At 48.7% G+C, this 18,101-nt stretch carries 17 protein-coding genes and 5 tRNA genes; 13 read left to right on the top strand and 9 right to left on the bottom strand.

The genetic code is table 11. The annotated features are described in order from the left end of the window. Positions 1-154 precede the first annotated feature (154 nt). On the top strand, positions 155-1,609 hold the full coding sequence (bepA, locus tag PUN32_RS05685; RefSeq protein WP_274722177.1) for a beta-barrel assembly-enhancing protease: 1,455 nt from the start codon (positions 155-157) through the stop codon (positions 1,607-1,609). A gap of 22 nt (positions 1,610-1,631) precedes the next feature. Beyond that, entirely contained in the window at positions 1,632-1,982 is a 351-nt protein-coding gene (arsC, locus tag PUN32_RS05680) for an arsenate reductase (glutaredoxin) (RefSeq protein ID WP_274722176.1), read from the top strand. Positions 1,983-2,183: 201 nt separating this feature from the next. Here arsC and PUN32_RS05675 read toward each other — a convergent pair whose 3' ends face one another. After that, positions 2,184-3,323 carry a DUF2066 domain-containing protein gene (locus PUN32_RS05675; RefSeq protein WP_274722175.1) on the bottom strand — a complete coding sequence of 380 codons (1,140 nt, stop codon included), beginning with the start codon at positions 3,321-3,323 and terminating at the stop codon, positions 2,184-2,186. A 222-nt stretch (positions 3,324-3,545) separates the two neighbouring features. Here PUN32_RS05675 and PUN32_RS05670 point away from each other — a divergent pair, with 222 nt between their 5' ends. Beyond that, positions 3,546-4,799, top strand: a complete 1,254-nt coding sequence (locus PUN32_RS05670) for a uracil-xanthine permease family protein (protein ID WP_274722174.1) — start codon at positions 3,546-3,548, stop codon at positions 4,797-4,799. Positions 4,800-4,888: 89 nt separating this feature from the next. Here the strand turns inward: PUN32_RS05670 and ybaK are convergent, their stop codons facing one another. From ybaK to hemA, 8 genes are all read right to left on the bottom strand, one after another. Beyond that, a complete protein-coding gene (gene ybaK, locus PUN32_RS05665) occupies positions 4,889-5,371 on the bottom strand; it encodes a Cys-tRNA(Pro) deacylase (protein WP_274722173.1) in 483 nt (160 codons plus the stop codon). A 136-nt stretch (positions 5,372-5,507) separates the two neighbouring features. Beyond that, the gene (gene ushA, locus PUN32_RS05660; RefSeq protein WP_274722172.1) at positions 5,508-7,169 is read right to left on the bottom strand and encodes a bifunctional UDP-sugar hydrolase/5'-nucleotidase UshA; all 1,662 of its coding nucleotides are present in this window, start codon (positions 7,167-7,169) and stop codon (positions 5,508-5,510) included. Between the two features lie 300 nt (positions 7,170-7,469). Further along, positions 7,470-8,321, bottom strand: coding sequence for a 3-deoxy-8-phosphooctulonate synthase (gene kdsA, locus PUN32_RS05655; RefSeq protein ID WP_274722171.1), 852 nt, complete (start codon positions 8,319-8,321; stop codon positions 7,470-7,472). A 19-nt stretch (positions 8,322-8,340) separates the two neighbouring features. Beyond that, entirely contained in the window at positions 8,341-9,153 is an 813-nt protein-coding gene (locus PUN32_RS05650; protein ID WP_274722170.1) for a SirB1 family protein, read from the bottom strand. Between the two features lie 15 nt (positions 9,154-9,168). Then, positions 9,169-9,552, bottom strand: coding sequence for a SirB2 family protein (locus PUN32_RS05645; protein ID WP_274722169.1), 384 nt, complete (start codon positions 9,550-9,552; stop codon positions 9,169-9,171). Then, complete coding sequence (gene prmC, locus PUN32_RS05640; RefSeq protein WP_274722168.1) at positions 9,537-10,409, bottom strand: peptide chain release factor N(5)-glutamine methyltransferase; 873 nt, start codon at positions 10,407-10,409, stop codon at positions 9,537-9,539. The genes PUN32_RS05645 and prmC overlap by 16 nt, the downstream gene beginning before the upstream one ends. A 3-nt stretch (positions 10,410-10,412) precedes the next feature. Beyond that, complete coding sequence (gene prfA, locus PUN32_RS05635; protein ID WP_166013422.1) at positions 10,413-11,501, bottom strand: peptide chain release factor 1; 1,089 nt, start codon at positions 11,499-11,501, stop codon at positions 10,413-10,415. 29 nt (positions 11,502-11,530) lie between these two features. Next, on the bottom strand, positions 11,531-12,790 hold the full coding sequence (hemA, locus tag PUN32_RS05630; protein WP_274722167.1) for a glutamyl-tRNA reductase: 1,260 nt from the start codon (positions 12,788-12,790) through the stop codon (positions 11,531-11,533). A gap of 157 nt (positions 12,791-12,947) precedes the next feature. Between hemA and lolB the strand changes: the two genes are divergently transcribed. The 10 genes from lolB to PUN32_RS05580 all read left to right on the top strand — a co-directional run bounded on the left by lolB (position 12,948) and on the right by PUN32_RS05580 (position 18,099). Then, positions 12,948-13,565 carry a lipoprotein insertase outer membrane protein LolB gene (lolB, locus tag PUN32_RS05625; protein WP_274722166.1) on the top strand — a complete coding sequence of 206 codons (618 nt, stop codon included), beginning with the start codon at positions 12,948-12,950 and terminating at the stop codon, positions 13,563-13,565. Beyond that, a complete protein-coding gene (gene ispE / locus PUN32_RS05620; protein ID WP_274722330.1) occupies positions 13,562-14,434 on the top strand; it encodes a 4-(cytidine 5'-diphospho)-2-C-methyl-D-erythritol kinase in 873 nt (290 codons plus the stop codon). Before lolB ends, ispE begins: the two co-directional genes overlap by 4 nt. A 29-nt stretch (positions 14,435-14,463) precedes the next feature. Beyond that, a complete protein-coding gene (locus PUN32_RS05615) occupies positions 14,464-15,408 on the top strand; it encodes a ribose-phosphate pyrophosphokinase (RefSeq protein ID WP_166013425.1) in 945 nt (314 codons plus the stop codon). A 170-nt stretch (positions 15,409-15,578) separates the two neighbouring features. Beyond that, positions 15,579-16,169, top strand: a complete 591-nt coding sequence (gene pth, locus PUN32_RS05610; protein WP_274722165.1) for an aminoacyl-tRNA hydrolase — start codon at positions 15,579-15,581, stop codon at positions 16,167-16,169. A 10-nt stretch (positions 16,170-16,179) separates the two neighbouring features. Continuing rightward, positions 16,180-17,271, top strand: a complete 1,092-nt coding sequence (gene ychF / locus PUN32_RS05605; protein WP_274722164.1) for a redox-regulated ATPase YchF — start codon at positions 16,180-16,182, stop codon at positions 17,269-17,271. A gap of 273 nt (positions 17,272-17,544) precedes the next feature. Next, positions 17,545-17,621 (top strand) — tRNA-Met (locus PUN32_RS05600). A gap of 28 nt (positions 17,622-17,649) precedes the next feature. Then, positions 17,650-17,735: transfer RNA gene (locus tag PUN32_RS05595), tRNA-Leu, on the top strand. Positions 17,736-17,759: 24 nt separating this feature from the next. Beyond that, a tRNA-Leu gene (locus PUN32_RS05590) sits at positions 17,760-17,844 on the top strand. 27 nt (positions 17,845-17,871) lie between these two features. Beyond that, positions 17,872-17,946, top strand: a tRNA-Gln gene (locus PUN32_RS05585). Positions 17,947-18,025: 79 nt separating this feature from the next. Beyond that, positions 18,026-18,099: transfer RNA gene (locus tag PUN32_RS05580), tRNA-Met, on the top strand. Positions 18,100-18,101: the final 2 nt, after the last annotated feature.

Genomic DNA, 18,101 nt, shown 5'->3' with positions numbered 1-18,101 from the left:
CACATTGTATCGGCTTTCGTTCAGGGTTACACCTATTGCCGTTGATAGCTAACAGATTTTAACAGGAAATTCACGGCACTAGCGCCGGATCTCGCAACCAATTGGCATCCATTATGTCTTACTGGCAAATACATTCGGAGTATGCACCGCTATCATGAAATTGTTCCCGACCCGCACCGTATTATGCTTGTGCATTGCCGCTCATTCATGCTTTACCTTGGCTCAAACAGAAAGCATCGAGTTGCCGGATATCGGCACCGTCGCCGGAGCAACCTTAACTATCGATCAAGAGCTGATTTATGGTGATGCCTATATGCGCATGCTGCGTAATAGCCAACCGGTGATTAATGATCCGTTACTTAATCAATACATCGATAATTTAGGCCACCGTTTGGTCGCCAATGCCAATGATGTTAAAACACCATTTACGTTCTTTATGATCCGCGATCGCAATATCAACGCCTTTGCCTTCTTTGGCGGGTATGTCGCGCTGCATTCAGGGCTGTTTTTACATGCCCAGAGTGAAAGTGAACTCGCCTCGGTGATGGCGCACGAAATCGCTCACGTAACACAACGTCATTTGGCGCGCAGTATGGAAGAACAAGCACGCCGCTCTCCTGCAACCATTGCCGCACTGGCAGGCTCGTTACTATTAGCGATTGCCGCTCCAGAAGTTGGCATTGCCGCCATCAATGCCACTATGGCCGGCAGCATTCAAGGCCAGATTAACTACACGCGCAATAATGAAAAAGAAGCAGATCGATTTGGTATTGCGACCTTAGCCAAAGCGGGATTCGATGCTAATGCAATGCCGCAATTCTTTGGTCGTCTCGCCGATGAATACCGTTATGCCAGTAAACCACCGCCAATGCTGCTCACTCACCCACTCCCCGAAGATCGCATCACCGATAGTCGGGAACGTGCACGGCAATATCCGCCACTTCGTTGGACTCCGGATCTCGACTATCAGTTAGCGCGTGCGCGGATTATCGCCCGTTATGCCGGGATTGATGCCGATGCCGCTTTAGATTGGTTTGCCCGTAATGAGAAAAAAATCAACCCAAACCTGCAGCCAGCCATTCAATATGGTAAGGCTTTAGTGTATCTCGATTTAAAACAATTCGATCAAGCGGAGCCGCTGCTTAGCCAATTGGTCAGCCAGCAGCCAGACAACCCTTTTTACCTCGATGCGATCAGCGATTTGTATCTTGATACTCAACAAGCGACCAAAGCGCAAAGTCGATTAGAAACTGCGCTCAAACAAACGCCCAACAACCCAGTGTTGACCATAAACTATGCCAATGTACTGCTCAAACAGGATAAGTTTGCCGATGCCATTCGCATCTTGCAGCGCTATAGTCACGACCACCCCAATGATCTTAATGGATGGCAACTCCTGTCAGAGGCCAATAACCGCTTAGGCAATAGTGCGGAAGAGCTTGCCGCACGCGCCGAAATCATGGCACTGCAAGCCAACTGGAACAAAGCCATTCAGTTTTACACTCAGGCCAGTCAACTGGTTGAACTCGGCAGCTTAGCTCAAGCCCGTTATGATGCACGAATAGATCAGTTGATGGTGCAGCGTGAACGCTTTTTATCACTCCAATAATAAAATCAGTTAAGGAGAAAGAATGTCAGTCGTGATTTACCACAATCCGAAATGCTCGAAAAGTCGCGAAACTTTAGCGCTATTGACTCAGCAAGGGATCACCCCGCAAGTGATCGACTATTTACAGCAATCACCTTCAATACCAGAACTCAAGCAACTCTACCAACAGCTAGGCTTGAGTGAAGTCCGTGGCATGATGCGCTGCAAAGACGATTTGTATCACGAGCTCCAGTTAGGTGATCACCAACTAAGTGATGACGCACTGTTTGCCGCATTGGCGCAGCACCCAAAACTCCTCGAACGGCCAATTGTGGTATGTCGTGGTCAGGCACGTCTCGGTCGTCCACCCGAGCAAGTGCTGGAAATTCTGTAAATACTCAGCAATAAGCGACGTGGCGGGTTCCATTTGAAAACGTAAAAAACGCCCCTTTTGACCAACGATGATCTTTTTACCTATGGGCAACCCAAAACGCGGCGCTTAGCCATCGTCATCGCCCAAAATGAGATCAAATTAGCACATAAAAATAGCGCCTTAATTGGGCGCTATTTTATCCATCACATATCGCTAAATGACTTAGCCTTGCCAAGTAAAATACAGCGTCATCGGTTGAGATGATGGCCGCTCAGGCTGCACGGGCAGCAAATCCGCTTGATTGCTCGGCACCTCGCCAGCAATCTCACCAGCGCTATATTCAGCGGGTGATGGCGAGGAAAGCTCGGCAGCTGGTGTATCGAGCAATACTGTTTGCCCCATTCTGAGCACTTCATTGCTAAACTCTTGTGCACTGGTTAGCAAATGCACTTTAAACGTCACTTGAGCGCCCTGAATATTTAAAATCTCTAATGACGCGACCGAACTTAACCGCTTAAGTTTATTCTCGACCGTAAAGAAATCCGCCCCACTATTGAGCGGGCTAAACTGCGCAAGCACAAACTGAGAAGATTCACTGCTCACCACGACAGCACTTTTACGCGCGTAGTAATCACTGATTTGATCAATCATATCACTGGCAGCTTGCGCGCCGGATGCCTGACCAGTCAAAGGGGAGGTCGGTTGCTGCAGCATCGAACGGGCTGATTGATCAAACAAACTCCAACGTAAATCCGCACCTTGAGCACGTATGACCAATACCGCATCGGTTGGGTAGCGCTGACTGGCGACACTGATTGGATTGACAAAACCGCCCCACAAATCCGCCACTTGTACCCCAGTCACATCATCAAAATCACCGACAGGAACGGTCAAAGGTAAGCCACGCGCCCGCGCACGTGCTTTGATCTGGTTTAGCCATTGAGTATCAGAGTGCTCCCAAGCAATCGTGCGATCATAGTTTGCCTCTTCAACCAGCCAAACTAACAAGTTACTGCGATTTTCGGGCCAAAAAGGCAGCTGCGCTTGGGTGAGCAAGGCACGAATATGTGGCGCACTGAATTGTAAGCGCATCACAGGCTGTGAGCCCTGCTGCAGAGTGCTGAACTGGGTAATGTACTGATTGCTTTGGCGCAGTGCTTTTTGCACCGCCTCATTGGTGAGAGCCGCTTGACTACCGGTCGCGCGCACAATCACCTCTTGCATGGCACGGACACGTGCGGCAGCATCAGCATCGCTTTGTTGCAGATCCAGCACTACTTCGGTTTGATACAAGTTGACTTGAGTGAGTGCGAGGGCGGGAAAGGTCAGCAATCCCAGCATCAACACAACTAAATAGCGCATACTATACCTACATTCTGTTTACTGAATGACGATGATAAGCAACTATCCCTCGTTCAGCAAGGCAGACAGACTAGCGTTCCGTATTTGAATTGGTGCGACGCGATCTAGGTCATTATCCAATAGCAACCAATAATTCTGGCATTTTTTGATCTCACCGCGCTCGCAATCGATTGCAGAAATGGTAAGATCGCGCGAATTTTTATTTGCATCAGGGAAAATACGATGAAAAATGCCATCCAAGGCGCGCAAATGCTGTTTGTTGCATTTGGAGCGTTGGTTCTGGTTCCATTGCTGACGGGATTAGATCCCAATGTCGCACTGTTCGGTGCCGGTTTCGGAACACTGCTTTTCCAATTCATTACCCGCCGCTCAGTTCCTATCTTCCTCGCCTCCTCATTTGCTTTTATTGCCCCAATCATGTTCGGTATCCAAACTTGGGGGATCCCAGCAACCATGGGGGGGTTGATGGCAGCCGGTGCGGTATATATCTTCCTCGGTTGTGTCATCAAATTACGTGGCGTTGCCATCATCCATAAACTGCTACCACCAGTGGTGGTTGGCCCAGTCATAATGGTGATTGGTTTAGGGCTAGCGCCGGCAGCGGTCAATATGGCGCTTGGTAAAACAGGGGATGGCGCTCTACAACTCATCGACCCACAAGCGGCACTGTGGATCTCGTGTCTCTCGCTGTTAGTCACGGTTGTCTTTAGCGTGTTCGCCAAGGGCTTTTTCAAGCTGGTGCCAATCTTGGCGGGCATTATTAGCGGCTATGCGTTGTCACTGGTGATGGGCGTGGTCGATTTTACAGCGGTCGAACAAGCGGCTTGGCTGGCGTTACCAAACTTTACCTTTCCTGAATTTAACATCAACGCCATTCTATTTATGATCCCAGTCGCGATTGCTCCTGCGGTTGAACATGTGGGCGATATGTTGGCTATTTCTAACGTGACCAACAAAGATTATCTGAAAAAGCCAGGCTTACACCGCACGATTGCTGGTGACGGAGTGGCCACCATGGCCGCGACTATGTTTGGCGCGCCACCAAACACCACCTACAGTGAGGTGACTGGTGCCGTTATGCTAACCCGCGCATTTAATCCGGCGATCATGACTTGGGCAGCCATCACCGCCATTATCCTCGCGTTGGTGGGTAAACTCGGCGCATTGCTGCAAACCATTCCAGTGCCGGTGATGGGCGGTATTATGATCTTGCTGTTTGGTTCGATTGCCACGGTAGGTTTGAATACGCTGATCAAAAATCAAGTAGATCTGCACAAATCACGCAATTTAGTGATTGTCGCGGTAACCTTAGTGTTTGGTATCGGCGGCATGGCATTTGGTGTTGGTGATTTCAGCCTACAAGGGGTGAGCTTGTGCGGTATCGTTGCGATTGCGCTCAACCTCATTCTGCCAAAAGACTTAGGTGAAAACCACGTCGTGGACAATGCGCAAATGGAACAAGAAGCGCGAGATTAATCTCTCAACGACATGATAATCTCGCAGCATCATTCATCTCGCGATAGTAAAGCAACGGCCTTGATCAAGGCCGTTTTTATTTAGCGCGGCTAAATATCCGCTTGGCACAATTCGGCAAACTGACCACGCGTTAAACGTGCCAAATCTTGGGGAGATAACTCAATTTCTAAGCCGCGTTTACCGGCACTGACACAAATGGTCGCTTGGCATGCTGCGCTCTGGTGAATAAACGTTGGCAATAATTTTTTTTGACCAAGTGGACTGATCCCACCCACCACATAACCGGTGGTTTTCTCTGCAATCTCCGGCTTGGCCATCTCCGCTTTTTTGGCGTGTGCCGCTTTGGCGGCTAATTTTAAATTCAGTTTTAAATCAACTGGAATAATCGCCACCGCGAGATTTTTCTCTTCACCATTAAGGCAAAACAGTAAGGTTTTAAACACTTGTTTAGGATCTTGACCAAGTGCCTGCGCAGCCTCTAAGCCATAACTGGTGTGGTTCGGATCATGTTGATATTGATGAATGATATGAGAGATTTTATTTTTCTTGGCAAGATTAATCGCAGGCGTCATAAATCGCGTATCCTCATTGACTCACCCTACTGGTTGGGCAGATAAAGCTCGCTTCCATATTGAAATGGAAAACAAAAAAGCGGTGTTTTACACCGCTTGTCAGTAAACGCAATTCAACCCACACAGTCAAATCTTATTAACGATAAACAATTTCACCGGCTGGAGCGAAACGTTTGATGTCAATCGGGCTCTGGGCTTCAAGGAAATCTTTCAAGACTTCCGCATCGACAAACCCAGTATTCACATACCCGGGATGATCGGAAATTTTTGGATAACCATCACCGCCTGCCGCATTAAAACTGGGTAGCGTGAAACGGTAAGTTTGATCTAGGCGCAGCGGTTTACCAGCGATTTGCACATTGGTGACTTTACCATCGGCCACTGTCAACGCGATCCCAGCAAACTGAGCATAGGCTCCCGAATCAACCGGCTTAGTCGCCACCACGTTCAGATAATCCAGCACTTCCTGACCATTCATATCCACATAGCTCACGATGTTGCCAAACGGCTGCACTTTCAACACATCTTTATAAGTGATATCACCGGCGGGGATCGAATCACGCACACCACCCGAGTTCATAATACCGAAATCCGCTTTGGCACGCTGCATATGGGCAAGCGCAATCATTCGCCCTAAATTGGTTTGCTGAAAGCGCACGACATGTCGATCACCTTCCAACTTACCATTGCTGTCGGCAATTTTTACCCCCAGTTGCTGTTGACCTTTTTCCTGATAAGGGCGCAGAAATTCCAATAGCTCGGCATCTTGCTGAATTTCCGTAGTGGCAAATACGTGCTGTGTTTGACCATTAACGTCAACTTTATTTTTTAAGTTCACAGGGATCAGATCATAGCTGACCATGTTCAGCTCACCATTACGGAACTCATAATCGGCACGGCCCACGTATTTACCCCATTCGTAAGCTTGTACGATGTACGTGCCATTTTGGAAATCCGGCTTACATTGATCGCCCGGCTTAAAGTTCTTGGTGATCAGATTCGGCCCTTCCATACACACCGGTTCTTGTGAGTGGCCACCGACAATCATATCAAGCTCACCTGCAGGCAGATAACGGGCTAAAGCCACATCACCCGGCGCATTCACTCCATGCTCGCCATTTTGGTAGTGCCCCATATGGGTAACCGCTATGATCAGATCCGGCTTCTCTTTTTTCTTTAGCTCAGCGATCACTTGTTTCGCTTCTGGTTTGGGATCGCGAAAATCAATACCAGCGATAAATTCAGGATTGCCAATTTTTGCCGTATCTTCGGTGGTCAGCCCGATAACAGCAATCTTGATCCCTTGCTTATCAAAGATATGGTACGGTTCAAACAGGCGCTTGCCGGAGGCTTTATCATAAATATTGGCTGACAGCATCGGGAAATTGGCCCATTGTTGCTGCTTAAACAGCACTTCGAGTGGGTTATCAAACTCATGATTGCCGAGCGCCATCGCATCGTAACCAATTTTGCTCATGCCTTTGAAATCAGGCTCTGCATCTTGCAGATCAGACTCTGGCACGCCAGTATTGATATCGCCCCCCGAGAGCAACAACACACTACCGCCCTGCGCTTCAATCTCGGCCCGTAACTGATCAATCAGTGTTTTACGAGCCGCCATGCCATATTCACCATATTGATTCTGCCAAAAACGGCCATGGTGATCGTTGGTGTGTAAAATGGTCAATCGGTAAGTTTGGTCGGCTTGCCACTGATGTGTTGGCTGAGTGACACACCCGGCCAAAGAGGCGACGATCGCGACGCTGAGTAAAGATTTTAGAATAGGCTTTAATTGCATTGTCATACCTTTGATCGGAAAAAACCACGGCTAAAAAGTGCAGATGAGCAATCGTATCGCCGCGAGCTAACATCCTACACGCGGCGGATCACACGATTAAAACTCGTTTGAGTCTAAAATAACATAAGTAATGCGACAGCTTAATTGCATATTTATGTCGCTCAGATCACTTAAAAGCCCCAATAGCGGCCAGCAATCGGCTCAGACTAGCATCGGTTCAAAACACGACCGACGAACAGCACAATGAAAAAGGCCACCTGTCGGTGGCCTTAAATCGATGCTAGAGCGAAAAACGTCCGCTTAGCGGATATCGATGTTCCCGAAGCTTTTGATCAGATCATCCAGTGCTTTCATTTGCGCTAAGAACGGTTCAAGCTTATCCAGTGGCAGCGCTGATGGACCATCACATCTCGCTTGGTCTGGGTTCGGATGCGCTTCAATAAACAGACCGGCAATGCCCGTTGCTAAACCCGCTTTGGCTAGTTCGACAGTTTGCTGACGACGGCCACCGGATGCCGCTCCTGAAGGATCACGCATTTGCAGTGAGTGAGTGACATCGAAAATAATCGGGCTACCGTTAGATGCTTGCTTCATCACGCCAAACCCGAGCATGTCCACCACCAGATTGTCGTAACCATGGCAAGAGCCGCGTTCACACAAAATCACCTTGTCATTGCCACATTCGGCAAATTTCTCAACGATATTGCCGACTTGACCTGGGCTCATAAATTGTGGTTTTTTAACATTGATCACGGCACCGGTTTTAGCCATCGCTTCCACCAGATCGGTTTGACGCGCCAGAAATGCCGGCAATTGGATCACATCCACCACTTTGGAAACCGGTTGAGCTTGTTCTGCGGTATGCACATCGGTAATGATTTTCACCCCAAAAGTTTGCTTCAACTCTTGGAAAATTTTCATGCCTTGCTCAAGACCCGGACCACGATATGAGTGCACTGAGCTGCGGTTGGCTTTATCAAATGAGGCTTTGAACACGTAAGGAATGCCGAGTTTTTCAGTCACTTTTACGTAGTATTCACAAATTTGCATCGCCAAATCACGCGATTCCAATACGTTCATGCCCGCAAATAGGGTAAATGGCAGATTATTCGCTACCGGAATATCACCGACATGGACAATTTTGTGTTCCATCTTAATCTCTCTTATTAGGTTAATGCAGCGTCACTGGTCTGCCGTGACTGAGCAAATTGACTTGTTTTTTTAACAGTTCACTCGCCGGATCGTGCGGGCAATGTTCAATAAAATATTGGTAATCCGCCATCGCAATTTGGTGACAAGCTAACTGTTGATAGATAAAACCACGATCACGGATTTCATAAGGGTCATCGGGCACAAAAGTAAGCGCCAAATTGGTGCATCTTAACGCCAGAGTATAGTGTTCTTCGCGCAGTAAAGCACTTTTGATCAGCGCCAACCAGCGGCCAATAATACTCGGGTTATCCACCCGCGGTAGATGGGATGAGTTGAGCTTGGCCAGCGGGCCTTGCTGACCAACCAGCCAAGCTTGCAAAGTATGTTGACTGACCCGTTCACCATTAAACGGATTGAGATAGATCGGCGCTTCTCCCGGCCAATCCAGCGCCAACAGAAATTGGGTCGGAAAATTAATGCTGTGCAGTGGAAAGCCAAGTTTACGCCCGATATAGAGTAGCAATGCGCCAAGACTGACCGGAATCCCTTTGCGACGCTTTAGAACCTGATCGATAAAAGCATTACGTGAATCAAAATACGCTTCACTATCACCGCTAAAACCCCACTGATGGTAGAACAGGTGTAGAAAGCGTGTAAAACGCGCTTGCGGATCATGTTCATCGCTCAGCGCTAATTGCGCTTCCTTTAATAAGCGAGTTAACTCGCCCTGCGCCCATGCCACTTGGGTATCAGGATTAATTGCTTGATTAAGTACCAATGCACCCTCAACTAATTCCAGCGCATCAAAATCTTCATCACACCAGTTCTGCATGAGCCAGCCCTTACCTTAACTAAACAGAAGAGGAGCTTTGGCGACCGCAATTTTACCAGCCATCGCCAACCAACCTAATGCGCCAAAAAAGGCAAAACTGCGCAGCAGTTTGTTGCGACCGAGCTTAAGCGCAAAGAAGCCTAACGCGATATAAGCCAATACACAGGTGAATTTCTCGGTCATCCACGGCGCAGCATCGGTAAAAGGAATAAAGCCAGTGATCATGACCAGAGCAATCCCCGATAACAGCAATAACGTATCGTTGACATGGGGAAAAATTTTGAAAAACTTACGCTCAAGATGCACTGAGTCGAGCATCATCAACACATAGCGAATCGATAACAGCATGGCGCTCACGCCAATCGTCAATAGATGAAAATGTTTTAATCCTTCGTACATGATGCACATCCCGTGATGAATTGCCCGAGTGTCACTCGATCATTACCCGCATAATCTTGCTCAGTGGTAATGTTTTGATAACCCAACTGATGCAACATAGTGCGTACTGCCGCCCCTTGATCATAGCCATGCTCAAACAGCAACCAGCCACCATCGAGTAAAAAATCAGGCGCATGGGTACTGATATAGCGAATATCCGCCAAACCATTTTCAGCCGCGACTAACGCGCTTTTCGGCTCAAACCGGACATCCCCCTGATCTAAATGTGGATCGTGTGGGTCAATATAGGGCGGGTTGGAAACAATTAAAGCAAACTTCGTACCATAAACTAGCGGACTAAACCAACTGCCTTGCAAAAACTGCGTATTGCCGAGCGCCAAGCGAGTCGCGTTCTCCTGAGCTAACTCCGCCGCTTCCGGACGTAAATCGATGCCCGTGACTCGCCGCGTTGGTAATTCGGATGCCAAGGCCAGCGCAATCGCGCCAGTTCCTGTACCTAAATCAAGCAGTTCTCCGTCAATTAACGCCGCTTTCTCCAGCGCTAATTCGACCAAGCGTTCAGTATCAGGACGTGGGATCAGCGTGGCGGGAGAGACTTTGAATGGCAGCGACCAAAACTCGCGCTCACCAAGAATATAAGCCACCGGCTCGCCAGCTATCCGACGCGCGAGCAGATTTTGCCAAGCGGCCAGCGTGGCTTGATCCAACAGTTTATCTGGCCAAGTCAGCAAATAAGAGCGCGGCTTAGCCAATACATGGCAAAGTAACACCGCGGCATCAAGCGCTGGCGAATCACTGCCGCTGTGTTGCAGTTGCTCGCTGGCCGCTTTTAATGCCGCTTCAATCGTGACTGACATGGATTAGTTTTGATCCGCCAGTGCCGCGAGCTGATCGGCTTGATGTTCATGGATCACCGGTTCAATCAGTGATTGCAGATCGCCTTCCATCACTTCGGTTAAGCGATACACGGTCAAGTTAATCCGGTGATCAGAAACCCGGCCTTGTGGGTAGTTATAGGTGCGGATCCGGTCACTGCGATCACCAGAGCCGAGCAGGTTACGTCGCGTATCTGAAATTTGCGCCGCACGTTTCGACTCTTCCGCTTGGGCAATCCGCGCCGCCAACACTGACATCGCTTTAGCTTTGTTCTTATGCTGCGAACGCTCATCCTGACACTCAACCACAATACCAGTCGGTAAGTGAGTGATACGGATAGCCGAATCGGTGGTGTTAACGTGCTGACCACCCGCGCCCGAGGAGCGGAATGTATCGATTTTCAGATCGCTGGCTTTGATTTCTGGAATTTCTGCTTCAGGAATTTCAGGCATGATCGCGACCGTACAAGCCGATGTGTGAATACGCCCTTGCGCTTCGGTGGCCGGTACCCGTTGCACACGATGACCGCCAGATTCAAACTTCAGCGTACCGTATGCACCATCACCATTGACCTTGGCAATCATCTCTTTATAACCACCGTGCTCAGCCTCACTGGATGACATCACTTCGATACGCCAGCCTTTTTTCTCGGCAAAACGGCTGTACATGCGGAATAGATCGCCAGCAAAAATACCCGCTTCATCACCACCGGCCCCAGCGCGGATTTCCAAGAAACAGTTGCGATCATCGTTTGGATCTTTCGGCAACAGCAAAATTTGCAGCTCATCAGTGAGGCGTTCAATGGCTGCTTTAGCCGCTTTGATTTCCTCTTGCGCCATTTCACGCATTTCGGCGTCATCTTCCTGTGCCATCTCTTCGGCCGCCAGCAAGTCATCTTTCGCTTGTTGGTAAGCTTGGAAACACTGGGTGATCTCTTCCAGTTGTGAATACTCTTTGGAAAGAGCACGGAATTTATTTTGATCACCAATAACTGCTGGGTCGCCGAGGAGGTGTTGCACCTCTTCGTAGCGTTCAACAAGGGATTCCAGCTTGCTTAAAATCGACGCTTTCATAATTGCTTCTTTAAACTCTAAGTTGAGATTTAATTTAGATCGTCAAGACCTAAACTTTGTCTGATCACGGCCAATTTAGCCGGTTCCCCTTGCTCCGCCGCCAGTTGTAAGGCGCGGGTCGGGGTGTGAATTAGTTTGTTGGTCAGTTTGTTGCTTAATTCTATAAGCAATTTTTCGGGATCGCCTCCCGCCGCCAGCGCTTGTAGGCTTTTACTCACCAGCTCTTCACGCGCTTGATTAGCCTGCTGACGGTAATCTCGGATACTATCCACCGCCTGTAATGAGCGCATCCAACCCATAAAGGTCGCACTTTCTTGACTAACCATCGCCTCGGCAGCAATGGCTTCCACCTTGCGCTGCTCGATGTTGCTCTCAACAATCGATTGCAGATCATCGACTGAATAGAGATAAGCATCATTAAGCTGACCAACCTGCGGTTCAATATCACGCGGGACGGCGATATCCACCAATAGCATGGGCTGATAGCGGCGCGCTTTGAGCGCGCTTTCCACCATACCTTTACCAATAATCGGCAGTGGGCTTGCGGTGGAACTGATCACAATATCGGCTTGCGCAAGATAAGCAGGGATCTCATTGAGTGCGATGACTTGAGCGTCAAACTGCTGAGCGAAACTCATCGCTCGCTCACGAGTACGGTTGGCGACGATCATCCGTTTGCAATGGTGACTCGCCAAATGTTTGGCTACCAACTCAATGGTTTCGCCCGCACCAACCAACAATACAGTAGCCTGTGCCAGCGATTCAAAAATGTGTTTTGCCAAGGTACATGCGGCGTAAGCCACCGATACCGCACTGCCACCAATTTCGGTTTCTGTACGTACCCGTTTGGCCACGGAAAAGGTTTTTTGGAACAGCTTTTCGATAGCCGGGCTCACCGCATGTTCGTCTCTGGCTTGCGCATAGGCTTGCTTTACTTGGCCTAATATTTGCGGCTCACCGAGCACCAATGAATCCAGCCCACACGCCACGCGCATCAAATGGCGAATTGCTGCTTGTTCTTCATGGATATACAGACTCGGTTTAAACTCATCCAGACTGATTTGGTGGAAGTGAGATAACCACTCAATCACTTTCTGTTTACCTGTCGCCCGCACATCACAATAAATTTCAGTACGATTACAGGTCGAGAGGATCACCGCTCCGGTTACGTAGGAATAGCTGGCGAGTTGCTGCAGCGCCAAACAGAGTTTTTCTGGCCCGAATGCCACTTTTTCTCGCAATTCTACCGACGCCGTATTGTGATTGATTCCAATGGCAAGCAAAGACATCTATAGCGTGTTCCGAGATAGGGTGAAGGTTTAGACAGCGAATTTTACTTGATGCCCTCTTTGATTGAAAGGGCAGACCGGATTTGTTTTCCGCAGTTGGCGAGAACAATGCTATAGTGAGCGCGTTTTCATTGTCTTTTGGGATAAAAAACGCCCTATGCATTCTCTCATACGCCATATGATTCTCGGATGGGTCAGTCTGCTGGTTTTGGCCGGTTGTGCCACTTCCCCATCGCAGCCCGTTAATGTTGAATGGCAGACCCACCAATTAGTCTTACAGGACATTCAAGCCTATCAACTGACCGGAAAACTCGGTTATATCGCCCCAGATCAGCGCCAGTCATTCAATTTTCAATGGCAAAAAAGCCCACAGCAACTTTCACTACGTTTAACCAATTTCCTTGGTCAAACCGTGCTGAATTTACACGTTAATGAGCAAGGCGCACAAGTCGATACCTATGATGATCAAACCTACCGCGACCAAGATGCGCAAAGCCTGATCCAACGTTTAACCGGGTTGGATATTCCAGTGGCGCAGTTGGAAGATTGGCTGTTAGGTTTGCCAACCCAAGCCAGCGCTTATCAGCTTAATTCACATAACACCCTTGCCCAGTTGAGTAAGTTTACCGCCACTGCACAATGGCAAGTCGAATATCAACGTTATCAGACGATTGAATGGCAAAATCAGCAGTTGTTACTGCCTGATCGGCTCAAACTCCAGCAAAACAACACTTCGATTCAACTCGCAATTTCACAATGGACACTGCACCCATGATCCACGGTACCACTGTGTGGCCTTCGCCGGCTAAACTTAATCTGTTTTTGTATATCACCGGTCGCCGTGCTAATGGCTACCACGATCTGCAGACCTTGTTTCAGTTTCTCGATTACGGTGATGAGCTGACCATTACCGCCAACCGCAGCGGGAATATCACCCTCTCGCCGGCTCTCGCCGACGTCGCGTTACAAGATAATCTGATTTATCAAGCGGCAATCGCGCTCAAAGACTATAGCCAATCCGCTTACGGCGCAGAGATTAAACTGCATAAAGTGTTACCCATGGGCGGCGGGATCGGTGGCGGATCTTCCAACGCAGCGACCACTTTAGTTGCGCTTAACTACCTGTGGCAAACCGGACTTAGCGACCAACAACTGGCCGAGATCGGTTTAACCTTAGGCGCGGATGTGCCAGTCTTTACCCGTGGATTTGCCGCTTTTGCCGAAGGCGTGGGCGAACAATTAACCCCGGCCACACCAGCAGAGCAATGGTATTTAGTGGTACGCCCGCCAGTCAGCATCGCGACCAAAGATATTTTTAGCCATCCACAGCTGACGAGAGATACCCCAAAGCGTGATCTGGCAAGCCTTCTTACCACCCCTTACGAAAACGATTGCGAAAAAATTGTCCGATCACTGTACCCCGAGGTTGATCAGCAACTTTCATGGCTGCTACAATACGCGCCGTCAAGATTGACTGGGACGGGATCTTGCGTTTTTGCTGAGTTTTCGAGCAGGAAAGATGCGCAGGCCGTCTTCGCTCAATTATCTGACCACGTCTTAGCGTTTGTCGCCGAAGGGCGCAATGTTTCACCGCTGATAAAGACGTTGGCTGATTACCAATCAGCCAAAATCCGACCTTACTAAAAACTGGACGCAACCCTGAGGTTTCCACCGTGCCTGATATGAAGCTATTTGCTGGTAACGCTATACCCGAACTAGCCCAACGTATTGCAGATCGTCTGTACATTTCGCTTGGTGATGCTACTGTTTCCCGCTTCTCGGATGGTGAAGTGGCAGTACAAATCAATGAAAATGTGCGTGGTAGCGATGTATTTATCATTCAATCCACCTGTGCCCCAACCAATGACAACCTAATGGAACTGGTGGTTATGATTGACGCAATGCGCCGTGCTTCTGCAGGCCGTATTACGGCAGTTATTCCTTACTTTGGTTATGCTCGCCAAGACCGTCGAGTGCGCTCGGCGCGTGTGCCTATCACCGCTAAAGTCGTGGCTGATTTTCTGTCTAACGTTGGTGTTGACCGCGTGCTGACCATTGACCTTCACGCTGAACAGATCCAAGGTTTCTTCGATGTTCCGGTTGATAACATCTTCGGAACACCTGTGCTGCTAGAAGATATGAAAGCACGTAATCTAGAAGATCCCGTGGTGGTCTCACCTGATTTAGGTGGCGTCGTGCGTGCGCGTGCAACGGCCAAAGCGTTGGGTGATATCGATATTGCGATCGTTGATAAGCGTCGTCCACGTGCCAACGTTTCTGAAGTGATGAACCTTATCGGTGATGTTGAAGGCCGTGACTGTGTGATTGTCGATGACATGATCGACACTGGCGGCACATTGTGTAAAGCCGCTGAAGCGCTGAAAGAGCGTGGTGCTAAACGCGTATTTGCTTACGCAACTCACGCCGTATTCTCAGGTAACGCTGCGAAAAACATCAAAAACTCAGTATTGGATCAAGTGATTGTCACCGACTCTATCACCCTCTCGAAAGAGATGGCAGCAACCGGTAAAGTCACGCAACTGACTCTATCAAGCATGCTGGCTGAAGCGATTCGTCGCATCAGCAACGAAGAGTCTATCTCAGCCATGTTTAGCTAAGCCACGCTCGGTAAGCCTGGTCGTTGATAGTCTATATTCGATTGATTGAATCTCTGAAAGCGTTTCATCGATGATGAAGCGCTTTTTTATTGCCACAGACGCTCACTCGCACCTTGAATAAGATGTGTGCTATCATACTGCGCTTTTGAGTTTCCGAAGAGATCTTAGCCTTGAGTCAACCAATCAAACTGCTTGTCGGACTAGCCAATCCTGGGCCGGAATACGCCAAAACGCGTCATAATGCGGGGGCTTGGGTTGTTGAACAACTCACTCGTGCTCATCACGTCACCCTAAAGCATGAGGCGAAATTTTTTGGCCTGACCGGGCGGATGTTGATTAATGGGCAAGAATTACGAGTATTAATTCCGACCACCTTTATGAATCTCTCCGGTAAAGCGATTGCGGCACTGGCCAATTTTTATCAAATTAAACCAGAAGAGATCATGGTTGCCCACGATGAGCTCGATTTGCCACCAGGAGTGGCTAAATTTAAGCAAGGTGGTGGACATGGTGGCCATAACGGGCTCAAAGACACCATAAGCAAATTAGGCAACAACAAAGAATTCTATCGTCTGCGGCTTGGCATTGGTCATCCGGGACACAAAGATAAAGTAGCAGGTTATGTGTTAGGCAAAGCCCCCGCCAAAGAGCAGGAGTGCCTTGAAGCGGCGGTCGACGAATCGGTTCGCTGCCTCGAAATCCTATTGAAGGATGGCATCACCAAAGCACAAAATCGTTTACACACTTTCAAAGCTGAATAAGGTTACAGTCATGGGTTTTAAATGTGGCATCGTCGGTTTGCCAAACGTAGGTAAATCAACTCTTTTTAATGCGCTGACCAAAGCGGGCATCGAAGCGGCTAACTTTCCGTTTTGTACTATCGAACCAAACACCGGTGTTGTTCCGGTGCCGGATCTTCGCCTAGATGCATTAGCCACAATCGTTAAACCAGAACGCATTTTGCCAACAACCATGGAGTTTGTTGACATCGCCGGTCTGGTTGCGGGCGCATCAAAAGGGGAAGGCTTAGGCAACAAATTTTTGGCAAACATCCGCGAAACCGATGCGATTGGTCACGTTGTACGCTGCTTTGAAAACGAAAACATCATCCATGTGGCTGGTAAAGTATCACCACTGGAAGACATTGCCGTGATCAATCTTGAACTGGCATTGGCCGACTTAGATAGCTGTGATCGCGCGATTTTACGTCAAGCGAAACGCGCAAAAGGTGGCGACAAAGAGGCCAAATTTGAACTCACCGTATTAGAAAAACTGCAACCGGTTCTCAGCGAAGGCGAATCGGCTCGCTCAGTGGCACTGAGCAAAGAAGAGCTGCAAGCGATCGGTTACCTCAATCTGCTCACCCTCAAACCAACCATGTACATTGCTAACGTCAATGAAGATGGCTTTGAGAATAACCCTTACTTAGATGCCGTGGTCGAGTTTGCCACCCAAGAAGGTTCTTCGGTGGTGGCGGTGTGCGCGGCTATCGAAGCTGAGCTGTCTGAGCTGGAAGAAGAAGAACGCGATGAGTTTTTGGCCGATCTTGGCATTGAAGAGCCGGGCTTAAACCGCGTGATCCGCTCTGGTTATGATTTACTGAATCTGCAAACCTACTTCACCGCGGGTGTTAAAGAAGTACGCGCATGGACCATCCCGGTTGGAGCGACCGCGCCACAAGCGGCAGGAAAAATCCACACCGATTTTGAGCGTGGCTTTATCCGTGCCGAAGTGATTGGTTATGATGACTACATCCAATTTAGCGGTGAGTCGGGTGCCAAAGAGGCTGGGAAATGGCGTTTGGAAGGTAAAGAGTACATTGTCAAAGATGGCGATGTAATCCACTTCCGCTTCAACGTTTAAATTTCACGCAATGCTCAAGCAAAAGCCAACCTAAGTGTTGGCTTTTGCTGTTTATACGCTATAAAAAATGATCTTTGTGATCTATCCAGCGTAATGAATTGGTTGTTTTGCTGATGGTTTTTGATCATAAACACGCCTCTTTGTTTAAAAAAAACTCGAACGGTTAATTTCAAAGAATTTATTCAAAAAAACTGTTGACGCTCCGAGGTCAGATCCGCATAATGCGCTCCGTTCTCAGCGATAAGGCAAAACCTTCTCAGCGAGAGAAAATTAGGCTACGTAGCTCAGCTGGTTAGAGCACATCACTCATAATGATGGGGTCACAGGTTCGAATCCCGTCGTAGCCACCAAATTTTGACAATTTGATGCTTTGAACACGCGGTGGTGGCGGAATTGGTAGACGCGCTAGCTTCAGGTGTTAGTGTCCTTAGGACGTGAGGGTTCAAGTCCCTCCTTCCGCACCAAAGGCATCAAGTTGAAACAAGTTTGCGGAAGTGGCGAAATTGGTAGACGCACCAGATTTAGGTTCTGGCGCCGCAAGGTGTAAGAGTTCAAGTCTCTTCTTCCGCACCATATTACGATGATGTGAATCATCACTGCAGGTCTATCGCCAAGCGGTAAGGCAGCGGCTTTTGATGCCGCCATTCCCTGGTTCGAATCCAGGTAGACCTGCCATTTTTATTTAACTTTCAAGTTGGTAAAAACCATTGGAAGTCAGAGCGGGATTGTATTATAGTCTCTCGCTCGAAAAGATGGCTACGTAGCTCAGCTGGTTAGAGCACATCACTCATAATGATGGGGTCACAGGTTCAAATCCCGTCGTAGCCACC

The sequence above is a fragment of the Vibrio chanodichtyis genome, assembly GCF_028863985.1.
Lineage (GTDB): Bacteria > Pseudomonadota > Gammaproteobacteria > Enterobacterales > Vibrionaceae > Vibrio > Vibrio chanodichtyis.
Note: the sequence above shows the minus strand (reverse complement) of the source record. Positions and strands in the feature narration are given on the sequence as shown.